Annotated in this window: 16 protein-coding genes and 2 pseudogenes; 5 read left to right on the top strand and 13 right to left on the bottom strand. The window is 61.7% G+C overall.

Annotated elements, in window-relative coordinates; translation table 11 throughout:
- Positions 1-205 precede the first annotated feature (205 nt).
- From NKJ77_RS22205 to NKJ77_RS22195, 3 genes are all read left to right on the top strand, one after another.
- Positions 206-664, top strand: a complete 459-nt coding sequence (locus NKJ77_RS22205) for a (2Fe-2S)-binding protein (protein WP_023708041.1) — start codon at positions 206-208, stop codon at positions 662-664.
- A gap of 3 nt (positions 665-667) precedes the next feature.
- Positions 668-2,878 (top strand): xanthine dehydrogenase family protein molybdopterin-binding subunit, encoded by a 2,211-nt coding sequence (locus tag NKJ77_RS22200; protein ID WP_023747240.1) that lies wholly within the window; start codon positions 668-670, stop codon positions 2,876-2,878.
- Between the two features lie 1,137 nt (positions 2,879-4,015).
- Positions 4,016-6,079: a carbamoyltransferase family protein gene (locus NKJ77_RS22195; protein WP_023708043.1), complete on the top strand. Its 2,064-nt coding sequence runs from the start codon at positions 4,016-4,018 to the stop codon at positions 6,077-6,079.
- 644 nt (positions 6,080-6,723) lie between these two features.
- On the opposite strand, the gene NKJ77_RS22190 is transcribed toward NKJ77_RS22195, so the two are convergent.
- The gene (locus NKJ77_RS22190; protein ID WP_023672382.1) at positions 6,724-7,362 is read right to left on the bottom strand and encodes an FMN-binding negative transcriptional regulator; all 639 of its coding nucleotides are present in this window, start codon (positions 7,360-7,362) and stop codon (positions 6,724-6,726) included.
- Between the two features lie 49 nt (positions 7,363-7,411).
- A complete protein-coding gene (locus NKJ77_RS22185) occupies positions 7,412-8,212 on the bottom strand; it encodes a helix-turn-helix domain-containing protein (RefSeq protein ID WP_245266008.1) in 801 nt (266 codons plus the stop codon).
- Between NKJ77_RS22185 and NKJ77_RS22180 the strand changes: the two genes are divergently transcribed.
- Both NKJ77_RS22180 and NKJ77_RS22175 read left to right on the top strand, forming a co-directional pair.
- Positions 8,211-9,290 (top strand): trans-sulfuration enzyme family protein, encoded by a 1,080-nt coding sequence (locus tag NKJ77_RS22180; protein WP_245261060.1) that lies wholly within the window; start codon positions 8,211-8,213, stop codon positions 9,288-9,290. The two genes, NKJ77_RS22185 and NKJ77_RS22180, sit on opposite strands and share 2 nt — an antisense overlap.
- 548 nt (positions 9,291-9,838) lie before the next feature.
- Positions 9,839-11,485 (top strand): MFS transporter, encoded by a 1,647-nt coding sequence (locus tag NKJ77_RS22175; protein WP_023704122.1) that lies wholly within the window; start codon positions 9,839-9,841, stop codon positions 11,483-11,485.
- Between the two features lie 406 nt (positions 11,486-11,891).
- Here the strand turns inward: NKJ77_RS22175 and NKJ77_RS22170 are convergent.
- The 11 genes and pseudogenes from NKJ77_RS22170 to NKJ77_RS22115 all read right to left on the bottom strand — a co-directional run.
- Positions 11,892-12,286, bottom strand: a pseudogene (locus NKJ77_RS22170) (nodulation factor fucose acetyltransferase NolL); the annotation flags it as partial.
- 1,289 nt (positions 12,287-13,575) lie between these two features.
- The gene (rlxS, locus tag NKJ77_RS22160; protein WP_023747243.1) at positions 13,576-15,543 is read right to left on the bottom strand and encodes a relaxase/mobilization nuclease RlxS; all 1,968 of its coding nucleotides are present in this window, start codon (positions 15,541-15,543) and stop codon (positions 13,576-13,578) included.
- 186 nt (positions 15,544-15,729) lie between these two features.
- Entirely contained in the window at positions 15,730-16,386 is a 657-nt protein-coding gene (locus tag NKJ77_RS22155) for a lytic transglycosylase domain-containing protein (RefSeq protein ID WP_352535791.1), read from the bottom strand.
- A gap of 17 nt (positions 16,387-16,403) precedes the next feature.
- Positions 16,404-16,952 carry a S26 family signal peptidase gene (locus NKJ77_RS22150; protein ID WP_352535766.1) on the bottom strand — a complete coding sequence of 183 codons (549 nt, stop codon included), beginning with the start codon at positions 16,950-16,952 and terminating at the stop codon, positions 16,404-16,406.
- Positions 16,949-17,218 (bottom strand): helix-turn-helix transcriptional regulator, encoded by a 270-nt coding sequence (locus NKJ77_RS22145; RefSeq protein WP_023672373.1) that lies wholly within the window; start codon positions 17,216-17,218, stop codon positions 16,949-16,951. The genes NKJ77_RS22150 and NKJ77_RS22145 overlap by 4 nt, the downstream gene beginning before the upstream one ends.
- A 171-nt stretch (positions 17,219-17,389) precedes the next feature.
- Complete coding sequence (locus tag NKJ77_RS22140; protein WP_352535765.1) at positions 17,390-17,713, bottom strand: DUF736 domain-containing protein; 324 nt, start codon at positions 17,711-17,713, stop codon at positions 17,390-17,392.
- Entirely contained in the window at positions 17,710-18,912 is a 1,203-nt protein-coding gene (locus NKJ77_RS22135; RefSeq protein WP_352535764.1) for a hypothetical protein, read from the bottom strand. Before NKJ77_RS22135 ends, NKJ77_RS22140 begins: the two co-directional genes overlap by 4 nt.
- A complete protein-coding gene (locus NKJ77_RS22130; RefSeq protein ID WP_023697816.1) occupies positions 18,819-19,646 on the bottom strand; it encodes a hypothetical protein in 828 nt (275 codons plus the stop codon). Before NKJ77_RS22130 ends, NKJ77_RS22135 begins: the two co-directional genes overlap by 94 nt.
- A gap of 211 nt (positions 19,647-19,857) precedes the next feature.
- Positions 19,858-20,279: pseudogene (locus NKJ77_RS22125) on the bottom strand (DUF2958 domain-containing protein).
- Between the two features lie 247 nt (positions 20,280-20,526).
- Positions 20,527-21,489, bottom strand: a complete 963-nt coding sequence (locus NKJ77_RS22120; protein WP_023697813.1) for an ArdC family protein — start codon at positions 21,487-21,489, stop codon at positions 20,527-20,529.
- Between the two features lie 539 nt (positions 21,490-22,028).
- A complete protein-coding gene (locus tag NKJ77_RS22115) occupies positions 22,029-22,262 on the bottom strand; it encodes a helix-turn-helix domain-containing protein (RefSeq protein ID WP_023708050.1) in 234 nt (77 codons plus the stop codon).
- Between the last annotated feature and the right edge of the window lie 56 nt (positions 22,263-22,318).

Genomic DNA, 22,318 nt, shown 5'->3' with positions numbered 1-22,318 from the left:
GCCTGTCCGCCCAAAAAATGACATTCAGTTGCCTCCAGCCTTTCGACACGACCCACTTCACGATCTCGTAACTCGCCAAACTAGCGGCTTGTTGCTTGAGCTGCGCGTTCCTACGGTGTGGTCGCTAGGCCCAGCAACAAGAGCTCGGTTGCCAGGCGGGCGGAGGCTCAACGAGATAGCCAGCTCAGGACAAGGAGAGCAAGCAATGGTCGCTTTTACCCTCAATGGCGAGGCGCGAACACTCGACGTCGATCCAGAGATGCCGCTGCTCTGGGCGGTCCGTGACGTCATCGGACTCACGGGAACGAAATTCGGTTGCGGGCTTGCCCAGTGCGGCGCTTGCACGGTTCACGTTAACGGCATGCCGACGCGCTCGTGCCAGACCGCAGTCGGCGACATCGAAGGAGCCTCGATCACCACCATTGAGGGTGTGTCGGGCAAGATAGGCGAAACGGTCCAGGCCGTGTGGGCCGAGTTCGACGTACCTCAATGCGGCTATTGCCAGTCTGGCCAGATCATGTCGGCCGTGGCCCTCCTTACAGAAACGCCTAAGCCGTCGGACGATGATATTGATTCGGCGATGAGCGGCAATCTCTGCCGCTGCGCCACCTATCATCGCATCCGCGCGGCCATCCACGAGACCGCCAACCGGCTGGAGACTTGAGGCATGTCGCAGTTTCTCTCGAAGCATAACTCCGTGCGGCCCACGCGCCGCCGGTTCCTCGTCGGCGCGGGCGTCACCACCGCTGGCCTCGCCGTAGGCTACCGGCTAGTGCTGGCGGCGTCCGACATCGCACAAACGACTACTGCAAAGGTTCAGGCGAACCCCTTCCAGACCTATGTCGAGATCACAAAGGAGAACCGAATCATCATCTACTCCTCGCAGTTCGAGATGGGACAAGGCTCCTATTTCGGCATCGCCACCCTGGTTATGGAAGAGCTCGACGGCGACTGGGCGCAGGTGGACGTGGTCGGCGGATATGGCAATACCGCGCTCTACGGCAATCTCGCCTGGGGCGGGGCCGCACAGGCAACCGGTGGCTCCACGTCGATGAGTTCGTCGTGGGAACGCTACCGCAAGGCGGGTGCTGCCGCACGGGCCTTGCTGGTGGCGGCCGCGGCGCAGCGGTGGGATGTGCCAGCCGGCGAGATCAAAGTCGCTTCCGGGGTCGTGTCGCACGCCTCAGGGATGCAGGCGCGCTACGGTGACCTGGCTGAAGCCGCAGCGGGAATGCCGGTTCCCGACGACGTGCCGCTAAAGCCGCGCGACAAGTGGGCCCAGATCGGATCGGACAGCCTCAAGCGCTACGATTCCGCCGGCAAGACCAACGGCGCGCAGACCTACACGATCGACCTCATGATGGAGGGACTCCAGACGGCCGTTATGATCCATCCGCCGAAGTTCGGCGCCGAGATCGAGAGCTTCGACGCAACCAAGGCGAAGGCACTCGACGGCATTGTCGATGTCGTCCAGACGCCGCGAGGCATTGCCGTGGTTGGCAGGGACACCTGGACGGCGCTCAAGGGCCGCGAACTCGTGGAGGTGACCTGGAACGAGGAGAAGGCCGAAGGGCGCGGCACGGCCGAGATCATGGCCGAATACAACAAGGCAGCAGACGATCTGGGCGCGGCCACCGCGCGCGACGACGGTAACACTCCCGCAGCGTTCGCCAGTGCTGAGAAAATCATCGAGGGGCACTACGAATTCCCCTATCTTGTCCATGCTTCGATCGAGCCACTCAACGCGGCCGCCCGAATCAACGAAGACGGCACCATCGACGTCTGGGGCGGACACCAGATGCCCGACCTTTATCAGGCGGCTGCCGCTCAGGTAGGCGGCACCACGCCGGAAAAGGTGAGGCTGCACGTGATGAAGACCGGCGGCAGTTTCGGCCGCCGCGCGGTCTTTGATGCAGATGTCATTATCGAAGCTGTTTCCACAGCGCGTGCACTGGGACGCGGCAAGCCAGTGAAGGTGCAGTGGACCCGCGAGAATGACATGCGGGGTGGGCGGTACCGGCCGGCCTATGTGCATGCAGTCAAGGCGGGGCTCGACAAGAAAGGCAATGTCGTCGCTCTCCATGACCACATCGTGGGCCAATCGGTCTTGGGCGGTTCGACCTCTGCGGCGATGATCAAGAACGGCATCGATCCAACCTCCGTAGAGGGCGCCACCAACCTGCCCTATGCGATCCCGAACCTGAAGGTCGAGCTGACCACCACGGACGTGAACATCCCGGTGCTGTGGTGGCGTTCGGTAGGCTCCACCCACACCGCTTACGCGGTGGAAACCCTGATCGATGAGCTCGCCGCCGCTGCGAACCGTGATCCGGTCGACTTCCGCTTGTCAATGCTCGGTCACCATCCACGGCATGCCGCCGTGCTTAAAGTGGCTGCTGAGAAGGCAGGCTGGGACAAGCCTCTGCCGGAAGGCCGTTTCCGCGGCGTGGCCCTGCATGAAAGCCTCTCGACCTATGTCGCCGATGTGGTGGAGATCACCCTCAACGATGAAAATGGTTTCAAGGTCGACCGCGTTGTCTGCGCGGTAGATTGCGGCACCGCGATAAATCCTGACCAGATTCGCGCTCAGATGGAGGGCGGTATCGGATTCGGGCTAGGTGCGATCCTCCAGGAGGAGCTGACCCTGAAGGGCGGTGTCGTAGACCAAGAGAACTACGATACCTATACACCGCTCAGGATCGAGCAGATGCCGCGAGTCGAGGTGCACATTGTGCCGTCCGAGGAGCCGCCCACGGGAGTTGGTGAGCCAGGTGTGCCGCCGATCGGCCCGGCCGTCGCCAACGCGCTACGGGCGGCGACGGGCAAGACTATCCGCAAGCTGCCGATTATAAAGAACATGTCAGGAATGACACCATGAAACAGCCGCGATGAAGATCGCGCCGTTTTCGAAACGCCTCCTGACAGGCGCTCATCTCCATGGGTCAAATTCCGGCGGCTGCCCGCTCCAATATCCGGTTTGGAGACGGCACCCCGTGTTCTGAACGACCACAGACGGGCCTTGGCGCCGGTTCCACTGAAGAACCGCTTTCGAGACGCAAATGCGTCCACTCCATGAAGAGCACAACCGTATAGCACCAGGAAGGCTAGCTACCTCCATCGCTTCGGAGACCCAGGCCCTCAGAAAACCGAACCTCCCGAGCTCAGAGGCGCTCGTGATCACAATCGCGCTGGTGCGTGGATCATTGTTCAAGGGTTTGCCGATAGGCAGGCGAGATGGCCGATCGACATGATCTTCGCCCGATGCTCTACAAACACAATGCCAGCCGCTGTCACGGAGTCGCGAAGACGAAGGCAATGTGGGTCGACGCCGATACTCATCGTTTGGTTGACAGAGCGCTTGGAATGCCATGCGCTTCACATCGGAGTAGCCATCCGGGAAGCCTGAAGCGCTTTGAAAACGCATGTGCTGCGGCTGTTATTCATAGCGTGGATGACTTTGATCAAAACAATCGATTTCATCACTCTTCCGGAATCGTGCATGGACAAAAAAGAGCCTCACGCACCAATCACACGCTGCTCTAACGCGTGACGAAAGCTGCCTTAGGTATAATCCAAAGGAGAAAATCTTCGATGCGCCCTGACGTGCAGTGGAGGTCGTGCCGAGAAAGTGAGTTGCAACTGGCCGACAATGTCGGGCGGTGCGACCATGGTCGCTTCGGAGAATGAAATCGGGCCAGTTCACGGGGGCGGTACTGTTATTCGTCGACGGCCGCCCTTCCCAAGAACAGGCGGCATCGCAAGTTGGTTCTGCCGATGAAACGACATCGCCGGATACAGGTCAGCAGCCGCTCAGGATTGGATGATCCAGCCAAGCTCTCGGCGTGATGGCACTGTAGGCGTCACAGTCGAAGCATCTCATTGATCGTTTATGAGGCTTTCTTCGATGCCGCTGATGCCTGACGGGCGGTCGCAGCTGCAGGCGACAACACGCCTATTTAGTTGGAAACAGTCGAGGTAAGCCAATTTGGCTTCCCGTTACTATTTGGAGAAAGAAATGCTGTGCCTAGGAATCAGCGGCGGACTTGACCAAGTCCATGAAAACCGATTCGAGCGTCCGAACGCCTTTATGCACGATGGCGCCGCGGTGCTCGTCCGAGACGGAAAGGTGATAGCCGCCGTAGAAGAGGAACGCCTCAATCGAATCAAGCACTCGAACAAGCTGCCAAGTGGTTCGATTCAATACTGTCTCTCGACGGCCGGGGTTCAGCTCAGCGACATTGATCGTGTCGCGGTCTACGCCAGCGAGCCCTATGCCAACGCCATGCTTGAAGGTATGTCCGCTTCCCAACCGGACATTCTCTCCACTCCGTTGGATGCTAAAATGTTGGTGCAGAACCTGTTAGCGCGTGAGTTCGGCACTAAGTTGGACAGTTCGCGTATTTCATTCGTAGGTCATCATCAGGCGCACGCCGTGAGCGCCTTTGCAATGTCGGGCTTCGAACAAAGTCTCATTCTAGCGATTGATGGCTGTGGTGATTTCCTGTCGGGCCTTGTGGCGGTAGGGTCTGGCACAGAAATTACGCAAATCGAGGCTTTCCCGGAGGACAATTCTCTTGGGCTGTTTTATCTCGAGACGATCCGCTGTCTCGGCTACGGCATGTTCGACGAGTATAAGGTAATGGGACTCGCGCCCTATGGCGACCCCGCTCCCTATCGCGAGCTCTTCGAGCAGTTGTACGAGCTCTCCGCCAACGGTGGCTACCGTGTTCACCTCGACCGCATCGGTCCGGCGTTGCTCCGCAACATCGAGATCAGGCGAAAGGGAATGCCTTTCACCCAGCAGCATCGAGATGTGAGTGCGTCACTGCAGGAAGCGCTTGAGCGGATCGTGTTCCACATTCTCCGGCACCACCGTGAGGCCACCGGCATGAAGCGGTTGTGTCTGGCGGGAGGGGTAGCCCACAACTGCACGATGAACGGCAAGCTGCTGTATTCAGGGCTTTTCGAAGACATCTTCGTGCAACCCGCGTCTCACGACGCTGGCTGCGCATTGGGAGCTGCGCTGATAGTCTCTAACGAGATGGGCCGCCCCGCGCCGCGTGAGCGACTGCAGGAGGTCTATTGGGGTCCTGATCTCGGGAGCGACCGCGCCGTGGAACAGGAACTGAATGCATGGTCCGGACATCTCGAGGTTGAACGCTCTTATGACGTAGCGAGCAGTGCAGCCCACTGGATCACCAACGGCGCCGTGATCGGCTGGGTGCAGGGTCGTTCGGAGTTTGGGCCACGTGCGCTGGGCAACCGCAGCATTCTTGCCGACCCTCGGCCCGCTGCAAACAAGGACCGGATCAATGCCATGGTCAAGAAGCGCGAAGGCTATAGGCCTTTCGCACCATCTGTGCTGGAAGAGGATGCGAGCGAATTTTTCGACCTCCCGGACGGTAAGCACGAATTTCCATTCATGAATTTCGTCGTTCGCGTGCGTGACTCAAAGCGCGCCTTGTTGGGTGCCATTACGCACGTTGACGGTACGGCTCGGCTGCAAACAGTATCGCGCGATGCCAACCCAGCTTACTGGGAGGTCATCAATGCCTTCAAGAAGCGGACAGGCACTCCAATTCTGCTCAATACGTCCTTTAACAACAATGCTGAACCGATCGTGGATACGGTTGCAGACGCGATTGCCACATTTTTGACGACAGAGCTGGATGGACTTGTGGTCGGGCCCTTCCTGGTAAAAAAACGGGCTGCAACGCTGCAGGATTGGACTGCGCTTGCGATTTCATTGCCTCCCTCAGTCTCCCTCCATCAAACCCGTGCTTACACAGCGCGAGATCATCAGGAGACTGTCTGCGAGATTATTCCGAACCACTCCAGCATTGACAGTGTGCGAATTTCAAACGACTTGTTTAATCTACTGATGCGGATCGAGGGCGAAGCCGTGTTGCGAGATCACCTCAATATGATTGAGCCGGATCAGGCCAGGCATGCAGCTCTAATGGAGGGCCTGCGAAGACTGTGGGAGCAGCGCCTGGTTCGGTTGCATCCCTCACAAGCTGGTCGGATGGATCATGGGTCCGATCAAACGCTGGACCAGCCCAATAAGCAATCAGCCTGATAGAGATGCACCTCAAGCTCGGCCAATCAAGGGTGTTTGTCGACCCCGCCTGCGAGCTCCCGCTGTGATTACGGGGTCGTCGCCTACGCGGCGGCGCCCACCAACATCTCCATCAGTCGCTTCGGCGACAAAGCCAATCATCTCCCGTAAGAGCAAGTGCTTTCGGGCAAGGTCTGCAGGTTCAAGGAGTTCGTTGAAGGCGCCGCCAGCTGGAGCTGCGTCGAGCGCATCATCGCGCATGGTCGAGCTCGGCGCCCAAGGGAAATCGCCCAATTCGACACGCGTGCGTTTGCGCCTCATTCAAAACCGCTGCGCGGGTGGTCGAGGTGAAATCGGAAGTCCGTCTGTGCCAGCCGACGACGTTCCCGCAGCGCATCCTGCACATCGCCCTCGATCGCATTCCTCAACTCGCGACATACGACGGGGCGCAGGCGCCGGAAACGAACCCGCCCACCGCAACCTGCAAACTCCCGCCTGTCCTCACGACGGAGCAATCCTGGCGCCTGACCAGGCGCGTGGAAAAGCATCACAAGGGTGACCACAGCGTCGCTTCAGGCCGTCAAACGCTATTGCCGTGCGTCAAGGCGGACTAGGTGACCCGTCGGGAAGCCGGCACCAGCGGCTTTGTCGGGACAAGACACATGCTATTGGGATTTGACCGCCGCAGCCGCGAGCATCGCTTCTCCCATCGCAATGGCCCCTTGGGCACGCAGCATTTCGCCAGGGTTCTGAATGTCGCGCAACTCTTTGTTCTGGCTGAGTTTTGATTTTCCAACCAGGCCGGTGATCTCGATCTCCAAGGCGACGATTGCCCTGACCATCGTGTCGATGAAGTCCTTCGGCGCGTCGCCCATCTTCCATGGGACCGGCTGCGAGGCTTCTTGCATGTGAGTGAGCTTCGCCACGTTGCGGCGCACATACCGCTCATCATCCCGGACAGTGATGCGTCCGTGGGCATGGACGACGAGATAGTTCCAGGTCGGCACCTGCTTGTGGAATTCATGCTTGCTCGGATACCAGTTCGGCGAGATGTAAGCGTCGGCCTCACGGAAGATTACGAGAACCTCATCGCCATTGGCGACTTCCTCCCAGACTGGGTTCTTGCGAGCGACATGGCAATTGAGAACGCCCTTGTCTCCCTTCGAGCGGTCAAGCTCGAAAGGGAGGTGGTTCGCGTCCAGCGTGCCTTTGCTTTGGGTGACGAGGATACCCAGCGGGTGTCTCTCGATAAGGTCAAACAGGGCGTTCTGATCAGGGACGGCAAAATGAGGCGGAACGTACAACGGTTTATCTCCTGTCGCGAATGTGCGGTTGTTAGTAATCGGCGGGGCCTTACGGAACGTGCCCCTGAATCTTCGCTGCCGTCGACGAGTGCCCCGGATTTCGGTGTCCACCACGCTCAAGCACCGCCATCGTGAAGTGGGCGGGCACATCAGATGCCGCCGCATATGAGTGAGGTTGGTCAGTGACAAGCCGCGCACTCTCGCCTTCGCTTAAAATTTCCACGTGGGTACCTACCACAACGCTCAGGGCACCCTGACTGACCGAGATCAGCTCGCGCGTATCCGGACTATGAGCGTCCGCGGAAAACACATCGCCCGGCATCATGACCCAGCTCCACAGTTCGAACATCGTGCGTCCCGAGGTCGACGAATGCAGTTGCGCAGAGCTTCCCTTGGCGCTCGTCCAAAGCCTCCTGGTCTCTGTCCGCTCGATGGGAAGGCGCACCGTGGAAGGGTGCTCGTTCAACAAATCGGCCACCGAGAGCGAAAACGCCGCCGCCAGCCGACACAGTATGCCGATACTGGGGTTCGCCCTACCCTGCTCCAGCGCGACCACGGTTCCCTTCGATAGGCCACTTAGTTTAGCCAGGCGATCCAGGGTCAGGCTTTGGTCACGCCTCAAGTCTCGGATCCGGGCTGCTATCGCTTGCCCAAGCGCTTGCTCGGCATCAAACGCTTCCGTAACATTGGTCATTATATTGACTTGAGTCCTCGGCTCACGTATTGCGGTCAGTATAATGACCGGCACGAAATTGCAACTGCCCGTTAGGAAGGAATAACCGATGCGTTTTGAGACGAAGGCGATCCACTGCGGCCGAGGTGTCGACGCGTCCACGGGGGCCGTATCCATGCCGCTGCACACCAGCACGACGTTCGAACGAGGCGCCAACGGGTCATTTCCGTCCGGCTTCGAATACACAAGGGATGGAAATCCGACACGCAATGCGTTCGAGGCGGCCATGGCGACGCTTGAGGGAGGGGGAGACGGCATCGCCTTCGCTTCGGGCATGGCCGCAATCGCTGCAGTTTTCGAGAGCCATCCGTCGGCGGGTCGGATCGTTCTGCCGGATGACATGTATTTCGGCATTCGTTCGCTGATCGAAGAGACCGACATTGGGTCTCGCTTCGACTTTGCCCCCGTCGACATGCGCGATTTGGATGCTTTGCGCGCCGCGGTGACATCGAAGCGGACTGGCCTCGTCTGGGTCGAGACGCCGTCAAACCCGATGATCCGCGTTGTCGACATTGCGGCCATCTGCGCAATCGCGCACGAGGCAGACGCCTTGGCGGTGGTGGACAATACGTGGGCCACCCCAGTGCTTCAACTGCCACTCGAAATCGGGGCAGACGCGGTGATGCACTCGGCGACAAAGTACATTGGCGGCCACTCGGATTTGATGGCCGGTGTCGTCATTGTCCCAAACGCGTCACCCCTCGGTCGCCCATTGCGGATGGTCCAGAAACACAAGGGCAGCGTCGCAGCGCCCTTCGACTGTTGGCTGGCGTTGCGGGGCCTGCAGACATTGCCGGTCCGCATGCGCGCCCATTGCGAAGGCGCCCAGAAAGTGGCCGAGGCCCTGGCGTCTCATCCGCGCGTCGAAAAAGTGCTCTTTCCTGGTTTGCAAACTGATCCGGGACACGATCTTGCTACGCGGCAAATGAGCCATTACGGAGCGATGCTATCCTTTATCGTCGAGGGCGGAGCCGATGCTGCAATGGCCGTGGCCGGCCGCCTGAAGATTGTTGTCCGGGCGACAAGCCTTGGCGGGACGCATTCTCTGATAGAGCATCGCGCATCCGTTGAAGGTGCGAAGTCCAAAGCGCCAGGCGGATTGCTGCGAATTTCTGTAGGGCTTGAACATCCTCAGGACATTATAGATGACCTGATGCAGGCCCTAGGCGAAACCTGCAAAGCGGGAGTCCAATGACGGGTGCAAGAACTCTGGCGCCGCTTTACGTGACGGCTGGCGCAGCCGACGATCGGCAGAACAATGTTCCTGCTGAGTAGAACGCACGTCCTCTGGTGAACCGCTACCGCCGTGTCGCATTGTCTCGGGCGTGGTGGTCGCCTGGGTGATGAACGTCTTCGGGTTTCCGGACGATGGCCACGCGCTCGACCGGATAGCGGAAATACCCAGATTTGCCGTTGACCTACTGCTGCTCGACCTCGTCGGAGATCGCGGTCAACAGATGGGATGGATGTGCTGGCACTACGGCAGTTTGACAAGCCGGCCATCGGGGCGCTAGCACCGTCCAAAGCCAAGAGTCGCAGGGCAGAACTGACCGCACCCAGCGGGCTGCGGGACCCATCAGCTAACGGCCAGGTTGGTACCTCAAGGCGCATCAGCACCATGGATGTCACATTGTCCTTGTTGCGAGCGCGATTTCGGAACTTCGTTGTGACGCAGTCTGTGCACAGAGCGCACCGCTGTAAGCAAATGAGCGGACGAACGACACCCAGTGGAGGAGAGAAGTGATGCGGCGTCAAGATCCTCCGCGCTTTGCGGCAAACACACTGATCCCTCTTCACAACCCGGTCTTTCGTTCTATCTGGACAGCCACGCAGATATCCAGCCTTGGCTGGCTGGTGCAGAGCGTGGCTATAAGCTGGCTCATGGCGACGATTTCAGCCTCCGATCTAATGGTTGCGCTCGTACAGGCTGCATCGACACTGCCCGCGTTCTTCTTGTCGATCCTTGCTGGAGCCATTGCAGACAGCTTCAGCCGCCGCGGCGTGATGCTTGCCGGACACTGCCTTATCGCACTGGCATCCACGGCGCTGGCACTCGCTGTGGGACTGGGCTTTGTTAGTCCATGGCTGATCCTGGGACTGAGTTTCTTGGCCGGATGCGGCTTTGCCTTGAACGATCCAGCATGGCACGCGTCGGTAGGCGATATCCTGGAAAAGCGCGACATACCCGCCGCAGTGACGCTGATGTCGGTGGGCTACAACGTGGTTCGGAGCATAGGACCGGCGCTGGGCGGTGTAATCTTAGCTTTGCTAGGCCCCCTTACGGCTTTCGCCCTCGCTGCGCTGAGTGACCTGGTCCCGTTGAGCGCTGTTCTGCGCTCAAAGTGGCAAGTTCGCTTTTCGCCTCTTCCGCGCGAGCGGATGACTACGGCCATTCATGATGGCATGCGATTCACGGCAATATCCTCAGAGATCAGAGTGGCGATTGTGCGTGCAACCCTATTCGGGCTGTCAAGCATCTCGATCCTTGCTCTGCTCCCCCTCCTGGTTCGCGACCAGCTGGCGGGAGGGCCAATTGTTTACGGGGTGCTATTGGCTGGCTTCGGCACAGGCGCCTTCATAGCCGGCATTGGCAGCAGCTACTTGAGACGCATTACGTCCCAGAACCGATTGATCACGCTCGCATCCGTTGCTTGCGCAACGTGTTGCCTTTTGATGGCCCTCACATCGTCGGTGGCTGTGGCGGCGATCGCGCTTGCAATCGGTGGCGCTGGCTGGGTTGTCACCTGGACCGGAACCGACGTGTGTGTGCAGTTGGCAAGCCCAAGGTGGGTCGTTGGTCGGACCCTGTCCATCTATTACGCCCTGACCTACGGCGGCATGGCAGCGGGCAGCTGGATCTGGGGTGCTGTCGCGCAGTACTATTCGCTGACGTGGGCTTTGGAAGGTGCTGCAGCGGCACTGTTGCTGGTCGCGGCTGTGGGAAAGCTATTGCCAGTGCGGCTATGGGAGGAATCGGATCAAGCGGCCGTCGACTTCAGGCCACCAGAACTGGCCCTCCCTTTGAAGCCCAGGAGCGGTCCGATCGTGATCAAGGTGGAGTACTCGATACCCGAGGAGAGTATCGATGAATTTCTGAGCTGCATGCGCGAAAGGCGGCGCGTTCAGAGCCGCGCCGGTGCGCGGGACTGGACCCTCCAGCGCGACCTTCAGAAGTCGACGCTTTGGACCGAGACATTCCGCACGCCGACATGGACGGACTATCTTCGTCTAAACCATCGGCTGACGGTGAATGACAGGGAGGTAGGCGAGCGCCTTGCCGCTCTGCACATGGGTGATTCTCCGCCTCGCATCTCACTTTCAATCGAGCGGTCGACAAGCCCCGCCCCCGGCAGCCAAGTCCAGCCTGTGCCTTTTGTATCGCGCCCGTGAGATAACCAAGACTTGTCTGGGCTTGGACACGGAACGAGCTACTCCTTGATTTGTCGAGCCTGCCCGGATTGCAAATCGTTCCGGCCGGTTAGGCGAGCATGAGGATTCGCGCGGCAATTATGTCAATCACGGGTCCCATGTTCAGCCCGCCCCCCCTCTGCCGCCAGATCGGCTTGAGCACGGATTCAGGTCGCCCGTCCTTTGCATAGCGGCGGGCAACGAATAGCAAGGGGGCGGAGGGTATCCCCGTCTGCGAAGCGGGCAGAGGAGGAATCCGCAAGGCGGGTTGCTGGGGAGAGGGGTCGCGCGCCTCTTTCCGCCTCACTTAGAAAACGTGCGGCCAAGCACGTTCATGTCGGCCGTGGGCGGCCGCAACAATCCTACAAGGCGCAAGCGTCGTCACATATTAAGCGTAGCCGCGCGACAACCATCCGTGGTCACGCGCAATCCTGCGAATTGTCAAGCGGAGACAACGATCGCGGCACCAAGCAAAGTGGCGAACCCGATTCTGCTCGGGAGATCCCAAAGCTCTCCGAACCCTATTAGATCCATGAAGCGAAACACGGCGCCCTGAAGCAGGTAAAGCAGCAGTGTGCTCTGACCAAGCTCCACCGCAACAAAGCGAGCTACGCGAGTTGAATGGCCAACTCTCCAGCATAGGAACATAAGCTGCATTGTGACTGCAGAAGTTGCTACGGAGCCAATGAACATCAGCAACACTTGTCTCGCCGACTCTCCATCGTAGATCGAAACGAGATTGTTGTAGACGTAAGTCTCCCTTCCCCAAACAAGAAAGCACACTCACGGCGTGCCGAGCAGCTTGGCCAAGGAGCCGCACTGGGGCCTCCGGAGTGAGTGTTATCGCTCAAGCAGCCACGTCGGCGCGGCCTAAAATCTTCGATGAGCGCGTCAGGAGAGCGTCGATCTCCACATTTCTTCCAGGAGATCGTCCCCACATCATCATGGCCACGGCTCTAACGGGCTGGTGCCCTCCCTTTCCCGTTTTTTGTCTCGATGCTCGGTTGCGCCGCCCGCCGGGGCAAGGCAAAAAAATCGTCGAGGCTGAGCCCCCACTGCGGCTTCGGCGAAATATTCATCCACGGGTTCGCATCACCGCGGGCAGCGGGCGAGTTCGTCGATAGGAGTGCGGATGGAAGTAGGCGATGCACATCGTCACCAGCGGCTCAGATTGTGTGAGGTCCACGGCTCGCTGGTTTCCGCCGACGACGGCGCGGACGGCATCGGTATGCGCAGAGCGGGTCCGTCGGCTTGGCGTCAGTTTCGGGGCAAGGGGCTATTGCTGGTCGCGCGGCGCTGAGTTGGGCGGAAGGATCGACGGCGCAACCCGGGGCTCCCGCGCGACGAGCAGGTTTTTTTCCCGGTCTGACCTGGCCTCGACTCCAGATGTCGCGATGACCGACGTGGCCGGCGCGATTGAACGGGTCTCATGCCCAAAGCTGCCTCGGTGCCCAGTAGCGGCACCGCATGACCCACCCGGCGCTGCTCGAAGTAAACCGCGGCCAGCCAACATCCGAAGGTGCGCCAGACCCGATGTCGCGGCGGCCTGATGGCTCCGGCGCCGTGCCGCGGCAGAAAGCTGCCGATCTCGTCTGGCATGGTCGCTGACCGCATCGTCACCCGGGCCATCGCAGCGACTTTTCTCCGTTACAAAGTCCCCGCGGGACGGACTGCCAGTTCACGCCAGGGCCAACAGCACCCGCAGGGGCGACCGCCGCGTCTGCCGGTCCTGCGAGTAGAATAAGATCGGGAAGTGCGGCTTCATCCTCGATGCCAGAGCTCGCTTCGCCGTACCGCGGCCGCCATAGCCCCTTGCGCTATCACGAGTCAGCCCACCTTTCTAGCTGGCAGCCATCGGGAGCCGATCCGCAACCACAGGGCGGCACCTGTCGGCCCGGCTTCCGTGTCAACGCAGAACATGATGCATATTCCCAGCGCTTTTTGACAGAGCGAACTACAAAATGCAGAACACTGACTCTCCGCCAAATGAATGCTGCGAGCAAGCAGCAGGCGGAGGAACTCCGTCTGGGCTGAGTACCTGTTTCAACGTGAACAAATAAATTGTAGCCAGTTCACGAAACGCCAGGCCCGCTCCTCTGCCGTCCGATCGTCCAGGAAATCCCCTCGGCGCGCACCACGCCAGACACCTCCTTGCCGATATGATGCTCAAGCACCGGCCGCCAGGGCACCAGCGTGAACTCGCGCGATTTCTCGATGACAGCGTATTTTCCGCCGGCGAGCTCGACGCAGCGGCGCAGCGTACCGTCTATTCGATTGCCATGCTGCGCTTCAGAATACGAGAGCCCGAGTTCGTCCGAGAGCTGACTGGCAACACGGTTCAGCTCTCGTTGGCGCAGCATTGAAACCATGTTGGCGCGATAGATGACCCGATCCTGCGCATCACGGGCAAGACCTTGCGCGATCAGCCACTGCTGTCGGCGGGCCTGGACCTGACGTACTTCTCGACCGAAGCCAGAGTCGCGCAAGGACTCAGGGTGGGCTGATACCAGCTCCTGGTCGATCCAGGTGGCGCCGTCAAAGCCTACTTGGCTCTCCAGCGGCATTGATGAGAGCTTGTCGACGACAACAGGCTGGGCCCTCGCTCGTTGACGCTCGTAATCCGCGACGCGGTTGAGATGGTCGGGCGCGACTGTCCATGTGCCGTCCGGCTCGCGCTCGACGCCACCGGTCGCACGGCGGATCGCCTCCAGTCGCCGCACGTGCGTTTCGGCAAAGCGTTCGGTGGCCGAGGGGTCATGCTTGAGATGGATATCGATGCTGTAGCGCCCGTCGTTGACCGTGGCGATGCCGGCAATTGTGCGGTCGACTTTTCTTGGCCCGGTGTCCCTCGGCCTGATCCGCACTATGCAGCCTTCTGGTGTCGGTTGGGTGGCCTCGCCTTTGCCGATATCAAAATAGTGGCTTTTGCCGTCCACGCCGTCGACGACGAGGTAATGGCGGTCAGTGATTTCGTCGGCCAGCCCGCGCCCGACGACACGTCCGACCACGGTTTGGGCCGACCCGTCGGATCGATCGTGGATAAGATAGTCGGCGGCACTGCGGACGAGCCCCTTGCCGGTCAGCTCGCGATGGATGGTCTTGACAATGTCGCCGCGCTCGCCGATGCGGCGTAGCGTGGCTTCGAGATCATCCTCCAGGCGCCAGCGACCCGAAGGCATCTCCTCGGCGAGGCCCATCCGCTCGAGCTTGCGCAGGCGGCCCTGGTGCAGCGCCTGGCGAAAGGTGTCTCGGCTGGCTGGTGAGACATGCCCCTCGTCGCGCATGCGCATCAGCTGCCGGTCGATGCTGGTGAAGCGTTCCTGCTCCATCTCCTGGCGCAAGCGCTGCTCGATCTCGCGGTCGGTGCGCGGGCCAAGGTCGAGGCTAACCAGTTCGGCTGCGCGCTCGCGCAGGCCAGAGGAGATGTAGTCCCGCGCGATGACGAGGTTTTCGCCGTGATCGTCCCTGCCGCGCACGATGATGTGGGTGTGAGGATGGCCGGTGTTGAAATGGTCGACGGCCACCCAGTCTAGCCTGGTGCCGAGGTCTTCTTCCATTTGCGCCATGAGGCGCCGGGTGAGCAGCTTCAGGTCATCATACTCGATACCGTCTTCAGGGGCGACGATGAAGCGGAACTGATGACGGTCACCGTTCGCGCGATCGAGAAAGGCCCTGCCGTCCGCGTGGTCTTTGTCGGCAGCGTAGAGCTCGCCACGCTCGCCTTCCCGGGTGACGCCGTCGCGCTGGAGGTAGCGGAGGTGCGCACGAGCTCCGTCGACTCCCTTGCCGGCCAGCTTGACGATGCGTGCCTTGACGACTGCGCGCCGCTGCCGAAACGCCGCGTGGCGGTCGCGTGCTCTAAGAACGGCGGCAGCAGCCCCGCCGCGCCCCACCCGGCTTCCGATGAAACGGCTGCCGCGTCCGCTCCTGCCGCCTGCTCGGTTGACCGCGGCCTGGACCTGGCCAGCGTAGCGTTTGCCCGCCTTCGAGCCGCGCGAGCCAATTTTGCCGAGCCTCGGCGTGAATTCGTCATCCTGCATGCGGCCTCCGATGAACCAGCAGCAAAATCAGAGGCTTGCGCGCCAGACCCTCCTGGACCCGCAGGCAACCTCCCGGGAAAACGATGTGCAGACAAACACTTCGCCGCCTCAGGAGGCGATGCCTTTATCTTGCCTTCCGCGGACCTGCCTCCCTGCCCCCCGCCCGAACCGCGGTAGCCGCTGCCCTCACCTGCGATCCGGCCGGCCTGACCTTGCTCGCTCCGATCCGAGCGGCACCAGGAGGTGGCCATTCGGGCCGGTCACGGAAACACCGTTTCGGAGGAAAAACAGCGACTGCCCGGAAAGGATTCCCGGCGCGCTTTTGGAACGGGATTTGTCGGTGAGCGCGTCCATATCGGCGGCCGAAATGCCCGCCGCCTTGACCTCTTCCAGATACGAAACCGTCTCGCTGGGCAGTGGCCGCCCACGCTGCAAATGCTGTTCGTAGCGCTCCGGCCCGGCGTTATAGGCTGCAAACAGGCCTGGAAATCCGAAGCGGTCATACATGGCGCGCAGATAGGCAGTGCCTGCCAGAATGTTGTCGCGAGGGTCGTGCGGGGCGGCTCCCAGGCCAAGCTCTGCGCGCAACTCCTCGTAGGTGCCTGGCATCACCTGCATCAGGCCAATGGCACCGGCGGTCGACGTGACCGGCCGTCCATTGAGCCTTGTCTGCCCCCGGCTTTCGGCATCCATGACGGCATAAATCCAAGTCTGTGGAATGCTGAAACGCCGGCTTGCTTCGGCTACGAAGGGCTGCCATCTTGCAAGCTGCGGACTATGGGAGATGACGACCGGCTTCGTGTTGGTCGCCGCGGAACAGGAGCATGGTGCGAGAGACACCATGCCCAGCATCAGGAGGGTCACTCGGTCCATAGCGGCACGAGCCTCCCGATGATATTTTTGGTCGGCACCGGCCCGAAATAGCGGCTGTCGAACGAGCGATTTTTATCGCTGCCGAGTAGGAAAACCTCGGCATCGGCGAGCTTTCGGCAGGCATTCCACCAAGGCAGCGGACGGTGCTGCGTGTCGGTTGCAAGCCGGCGCGCGACAATCTCGCCGCCGATGATGATGGCGTCGCCGAAGGCGCAGACATGCTCGCCAGCCAGCGCGGCAAGGTGCTTGACCAGCGGCACGTTGCTGGGCAGATAGAAGCGTTCGGCGGCCAGATCGACGACCGGTTTTGGCGGGCGGACGAGTACGAGATCACCAAGAGCCGGCGATCCGGACGCGACGCGATAGAGGCCGACCGGCGCACTCGCCGAGGCGTTCCAGACCAGCCAGGGCGATGGTTTGCCGAAGGCGGCGAAGCCGATCAGGGCAAGGCCCATCGTGGCCATGGCGATCGTCTTGCGCGCCCGAATGCGCCGCAGATGGCTGCCGATCAGATGGATGGTGGGACGCCGGCTCATGAGCGGCCTCCCTCGCCGGCCGAGCCGGAATCGTGCCCGCCGTCCTCGGGCCCGGTCTCCTGCGCGTGCCCCTTCGACCAATCGTCGAGTTCGTCGATGTGATAGCGGACATAGCGGCCGTGCTTGCGGAATTGCGGGCCGCCGCCTTTGAGGCGCATCTTCTCCAGCGTGCGCTGGGACAGCCCGATATAGAAGGCCGCCTGCGCGGTATTGAGAAACGGACTGCCCTTCTTGGCGCGGGCTGCGCGTTCGTTTTCGTCGTCCATGATGATCCTCGTTTCGCTACGGACAAGCCAAGGCGAGGATCGGCGAGCGAGATCGTTTTGGGGACGGGCGAAGAGTCGGGGGCGAGTTTTCGCCGCCCCCTTCGGCGGCCTCACGGGTCCTGAGAGAGGACCCCGCGCCGGTGGCGGCGCGGGGCTTTCCGGATCGGCCGGTTAGTCGACCGGGTTCCAGATGATGGCGTAAGTGTCGTCGTCATCCTGGCCGGCGGCGCGGCCGAGATTGGCGTAGAGCTTGCGGGGGCCAAACTCGGGGGCGGCAATCGACAGGCTCACATAGTCCTTGCCGGAGGTCTCGCCGGTGCGGATCCAGCCCGCACCCACTTCGACCCCTTGCGTCAGCACCCGGAAGTCGGGATGGGTGTCGGCGCTCTTTGCCTGATTGGGCACGATATCGATGTCGGCGCGGACGCTGAGCGTCTTGAGCTGGCCCTTGTAGCTGCCGTTTTCCTGTTTGGTGACGTATCCGATCGCGGTCATTTCCAGTCTCCTCTTGGTGCTCGCAAGGGACCATTCCCCTGCGATGGCGGACCGTGATGGGCGCGTCCGGACCGCCGGAACCTGGACGGCCGCAGCGATAGCGGAGGACCCGCGCGGGCAGCTTTTTTGAAGCGAAGCGGCGCGAGGAAGCCGCCGCAGGCGGCGGGGAAAAAAGCTGCCGGCGAGGGTTTCGGGCGGGCCTGATCCGCCCATAGGTCGACAAGCCAGCCGCAGGGAATGGTCCCCGAGACACAATGGAGACAGGTGGCGCGATCGGTGACACAAGAAGCCGGCCGCAATGCAGAGCGCCGGCTGCGCGGGCTCTGTCGGCAACCGGATCGGACAATTGGCCCCACGGGCCTTTGGCGCCTCAGCAAGCAACCCGGCGCGGTGCGGGGCTGCCGAAATGGGGCGAACTGGCGTCGGAATTTCTCGCGCGCGGCACTGGCTCGACAAGACGCCCAATCGGCAGCCGGCGTGGCCCGTAGCGGCGCGCGCGACCTGAGCGGCGGTAATCGAGAGAACCGCCGCTCGGGCCCTGATCGACTATTCGCGCACGAACAGCGGCTGCACTTGTGTCCACTGATCGGCGGTGCGGAGCCGCTGCGGCTGGTGTAGCTTTCGGCCGGGAATTTCATCCAGCGCGGCAGCCAGGTCTCGACCCAGGGGCGGCCATTCTCGCCCGCCAGGAAGTCGCGGATGATGTTCTTTTGCGTCTTGACCTTCTCGGCGACATTGCCGTCCGCGACCAGCTTGCCGCCGACGTCGGCCAGCATCGAATTGGCGATTTCCTTGTCGCGCAAGAGGTCGAAGAAGGCATCGTCCGGTTGCCACCATATGCCAATGTCGACGTTCAGGTGGTTGCCGAGCGCCTCGACGACGGCGCTGCCGGCTGCAAGCGTCTCGGCCATGACAAGGGTGAGAACGCGCATGACATCGTCGTCGCAGAGCGCCAAGAGGCGCGCGAACACGCCGGCGATAGCAACGGCGTCGCCATTGCCGCCGGCGACCAAGCTATCCTCATCCGGTGATCCGAGCAGGGCCAATACCTCGCGCCGCTTTTTGCCGAATGCGGCTTCAGCCTTGCAGCCGGCAAGGCTGGCAGTCACCGTCTCGTTGGCTGCGCGCTGCGGCTCAGGCCGCACCTGCCACAGGCCCGAACCGGTGATGGCGTGCGCCACCACGAGGCGCAGCGCCACGGCGGGATGGTCGAGCATGGCCGCGCGCACGGCGGCATGGCGATGCAGATCGATATAGTTGTGCATCGGGCCGGTGACTTCGGGGCGCGGCAGCTTGGCGGCTGTTTCTTCTTGCTCGCCGCCCTCGCGGGCGCGGCGGGCTTCCTTGCGTGACAGCCAGCCCTCGTGACACTCGACCTCGCCGCGATGCGAGACAGTGATGATGATCTTGCCGCCCTTCTTCTTCGGGGTCTTCTCGTGGTCCCATGCGTGGAAATACTGGCCCGGTTCCAGCGCACAACCTCGCTCCAGCCCTCGTTGAGATAGGTGTCGCGTTTGGTGGCAATCGCTTCGTTCTGCTTTTGCCAGAACAGGTCGGCATCGGCGAAATAGCTGTCCTCGCCGAACAGGTCCGAGGTGATCAGGCCGGGATACTCCTCGATGGCAAACAGTGCCACCTTGGTGGAAATCGACTGGCCGCCGAACAGCCATTGCTTCAATTGATAGCCACGCGGCGCGTATTGATCGGGATCGGCACAGAGTGCCAGCCAGTCCTTCTGCTGCGCCTTGGAAGACATGGTGAGATGGCGCACCGGCTCGGTGTCGATCTCCTCGCGCCGATAGGCTTCGCGGATTTTGGGCAAGAGGTCGCCAAGCGCCAGAATGCGTTTGACCTTGAGATCAGTGATGCCGAAGGTCACAGCGATGTCGAGAACGGTGCGGCCTTGCCTGACAAGCCGCGAAACGTCTCCCATTGCCATACTTCGTCAGGATCGAGGCGGGCGAGGTTTTCGATCAGGAAGCTTCGAGCGCATCGGCGTCGTCACCGTCCTCCATGATGGCGCAGGTCAAGGGATCGCCTTCACCGCGCTCGTCGGCAAGCGATTTCGCGGCGAAATAGCGCCGCCTGCCGGGTTGTCCCCGCCGCGGAGGCCGAAGGCCGACGCGGCGGGACGGTTTTTGCGCCTATCGGCGCTGCTGTTCCGCCGTGTCGGGCGGAAGCTCGGAATGGGGCTTTGATAGGGCGTCTGCTGCCTGCCGCAGCAGTCGCTCGGCCTCGGTGACGTGGCCGCAAAATGCGGGCGGCTTCGGCATGGACGGAGATCGGAAAGCGCGCCTGGAAATGCAGGTCGCGCTCTATGCCGAGACCAAGCGGCCCTTTTAACGGATGCAAGCTCGGCCAGACTGACGCTGCCAAGTTCGGGGAAGCCGAAGCCGAGATCGCAAAGACCGAACAGCGTGTCGCCATCGGCGTCGAGTTCGCTCAGAAGCGAGGTCGCGGCACCTGTCGGATCAAACAGTTTCACAACGGGAAAATGGTCGATGTCGGCGCCGGCGGCGCCATGGGCGAGCAGTCGTGCGCGCAGTGGATTGGTGATCAGGATCATGGAAAGACTCCTTGTCAGAACGGGTCGCGTTGACTTCTTGCGTCCGTCGGGAGAAAGGTTCACCGGACCTTCCTCTGATCCGCCTCCCCATTAGAGACCGACCTCGAGCAGCTTTGCGCCGCGCGCGGACACATCGGCGCGTCCATCAGGAGGGTTTGCCCGCGTGGTGATCGGCTGGACGCCGGGAATGAGCGTCTGCTCCTTTGCGGCGTCGGCTCGGTCGCGGTCAGTTGAGGATCGCGCATCGTCATGCCGCAATCCCTTCTTGCGCCTCGCCTTCCGCATCGGCCGGAAGGCCAAACAGGAAATCAGCGGCCTTTGAAGCTAGGCTGGCGGCACGGAATATAGCGCGGTTGTCCTCGCGCAGCACCTTCAGCCATGAGCCGATGTAATCGGCGTGACGCACGGTCGGCTCGATGCCGAGATTGCTGCAGACGAAGGCGGCAGTGATTTCGGCGACCAATTCTTCACGCGCGTAGGCCTTGGAGCCGAACGAGCCGGAGAGGTCGCGAGCAAGCCGCGTCGGGTGGCCGGTCCAGTGGCCTAGCTCGTGAAAGCAGGTCCGGTAATAGTCGATCTGCTGATGGAACGCTGGCTGCGGCGGCACCTGAATGTGGTCGCTGCACGGCATGTAGAAAGCGCGATCGCCGCCGACCCTGAAATCCGCACCGCTGGCGAGAATGAGCGTCTCGGCCTGCGGCACGATCTCGCACTGTGGCAGCGGCTCGGCAGGGGCATGGAGGTGTTCCGGAAGATTGTCGCATTGCGCGACATTGAAGACGGTAAAGCGCTTCAGAAAAGGCACGGCCTGTGGTGCATCGCCCTCGTGGCGTGCGCGCTCCTTCTCGTTCTTTGGGACAAAGCGGTCGGCATGCACGATCGTCGTGCCGCGCTCACCCTTCCTGACATTGCCGCCCAGGGCAAGCGCCTGCCGGAAGGTCAGCCAATTCTGGCTGGGATAGCTGCGCTCGATGACGGCGCCCCACAGGATGAGGATATTGATGCCGGAATAGGTGCGCCCCGTGGACGCATTCCTCGGCAGGCCGAGGCCTGCTTTTGCGCTGCCCCATGGCTTGACCCATGGCACGGTGCCGCGCTCCAGCTCGGCAATGATGCGGTCGGTGATCTCCTGATAGAGGCTTGCGCCTGGGCGCCTGCCCTTGCCTGCGCCAGCCTCTCCGCTGGTGGTACGCTTGCTGTTTGCACGCATGTGTTATCCTCCGCTCGCCAATCGCCGCGCCTTTCCCCGGAAGCGGGGTGGGCGGCGAGTCGCGACCGGAAAGGCCCGCCGTGGTAGGCGGACCGCATCCGAAGGACCGGAACGAAGAGGAGGACCCTGAGCGGCACGCGAAGGGTTGCGGGCTGCCGCGGCGGGTCTAGAAGGGAGTGCCGCCCGCCCCGCGCCACCGGGAAAGGCCAACAGACAAACCGCGCCGCCCGCAAGGGCGGCGGCCGTCACAGCCCGAAGGGCTGCCCACGCCAAGGGGCGAAGCCGAATGGCCGAGATCGCCTGAGCTTGCCGAAGAAAAGCGGGCTCGGTTCACGAGCAACTGGTGCGCGTCGTCAGGCGCGCGGGCGCCCGCCAAGTTTTTTCGCACATGATCAGGCGCCGCAGTTACGTCGAGAACCAAAAGGCATCGGCGCCGTGCGCGCGGCTTCCTCCGAAAACCAGCGCTCGCCTTTCAACAAATTGAGGCGTTGTCCCACTCAATATTCCTGTCCGTGATCATGATAGATGCGGCGCGCCCGCTAGGACCGGAGGCTGGAGAGAATCTCGCACGGATCAGCGTCAAGGGCCGCAGTTATGTCGAGAAACTCGATGACATCGAGACGCCGCTCTGCGCCCTCGTACTTGGCCACGAAGGATTGGGGACGACCAAGCTTGTCAGCCAGCTGCTTCTGGGTCAGGCCTTTGGCCTTGCGCAGCAAAACCAGCCGGGCCAGGAACCGCTGGTGGCGGGGCGATCGAAGGGATTTGGGCATGGAGGCGAACCGGTCGGGTAAAGACCGGATCAGCGACTAATCCCGGTTTCGGATTA

This window comes from Mesorhizobium sp. M0052, assembly GCF_040323255.1.
Classification (GTDB): Bacteria; Pseudomonadota; Alphaproteobacteria; order Rhizobiales; family Rhizobiaceae; genus Mesorhizobium.
This window is presented reverse-complemented; position numbering and strand designations above follow the sequence as displayed.

Excerpts from the sequence above, each read along its gene's own strand:
- NKJ77_RS22205 (WP_023708041.1), top strand. The coding sequence starts at position 206 with ATGGTCGCTTTTACCCTCAATGGCGAGGCGCGAACACTCGACGTCGAT.
- NKJ77_RS22200 (WP_023747240.1), top strand. The coding sequence starts at position 668 with ATGTCGCAGTTTCTCTCGAAGCATAACTCCGTGCGGCCCACGCGCCGC.
- NKJ77_RS22195 (WP_023708043.1), top strand. The coding sequence starts at position 4,016 with ATGCTGTGCCTAGGAATCAGCGGCGGACTTGACCAAGTCCATGAAAAC.
- NKJ77_RS22180 (WP_245261060.1), top strand. The coding sequence starts at position 8,211 with ATGCCGCTGCACACCAGCACGACGTTCGAACGAGGCGCCAACGGGTCA.
- NKJ77_RS22185 (WP_245266008.1), bottom strand. The coding sequence starts at position 8,212 with ATGGATACGGCCCCCGTGGACGCGTCGACACCTCGGCCGCAGTGGATC.
- NKJ77_RS22175 (WP_023704122.1), top strand. The coding sequence starts at position 9,839 with ATGCGGCGTCAAGATCCTCCGCGCTTTGCGGCAAACACACTGATCCCT.
- rlxS (WP_023747243.1), bottom strand. The coding sequence starts at position 15,543 with ATGCAGGATGACGAATTCACGCCGAGGCTCGGCAAAATTGGCTCGCGC.
- NKJ77_RS22155 (WP_352535791.1), bottom strand. The coding sequence starts at position 16,386 with ATGGTGTCTCTCGCACCATGCTCCTGTTCCGCGGCGACCAACACGAAG.
- NKJ77_RS22150 (WP_352535766.1), bottom strand. The coding sequence starts at position 16,952 with ATGAGCCGGCGTCCCACCATCCATCTGATCGGCAGCCATCTGCGGCGC.
- NKJ77_RS22145 (WP_023672373.1), bottom strand. The coding sequence starts at position 17,218 with ATGGACGACGAAAACGAACGCGCAGCCCGCGCCAAGAAGGGCAGTCCG.
- NKJ77_RS22140 (WP_352535765.1), bottom strand. The coding sequence starts at position 17,713 with ATGACCGCGATCGGATACGTCACCAAACAGGAAAACGGCAGCTACAAG.
- NKJ77_RS22130 (WP_023697816.1), bottom strand. The coding sequence starts at position 19,646 with ATGGGAGACGTTTCGCGGCTTGTCAGGCAAGGCCGCACCGTTCTCGAC.
- NKJ77_RS22120 (WP_023697813.1), bottom strand. The coding sequence starts at position 21,489 with ATGCGTGCAAACAGCAAGCGTACCACCAGCGGAGAGGCTGGCGCAGGC.
- NKJ77_RS22115 (WP_023708050.1), bottom strand. The coding sequence starts at position 22,262 with ATGCCCAAATCCCTTCGATCGCCCCGCCACCAGCGGTTCCTGGCCCGG.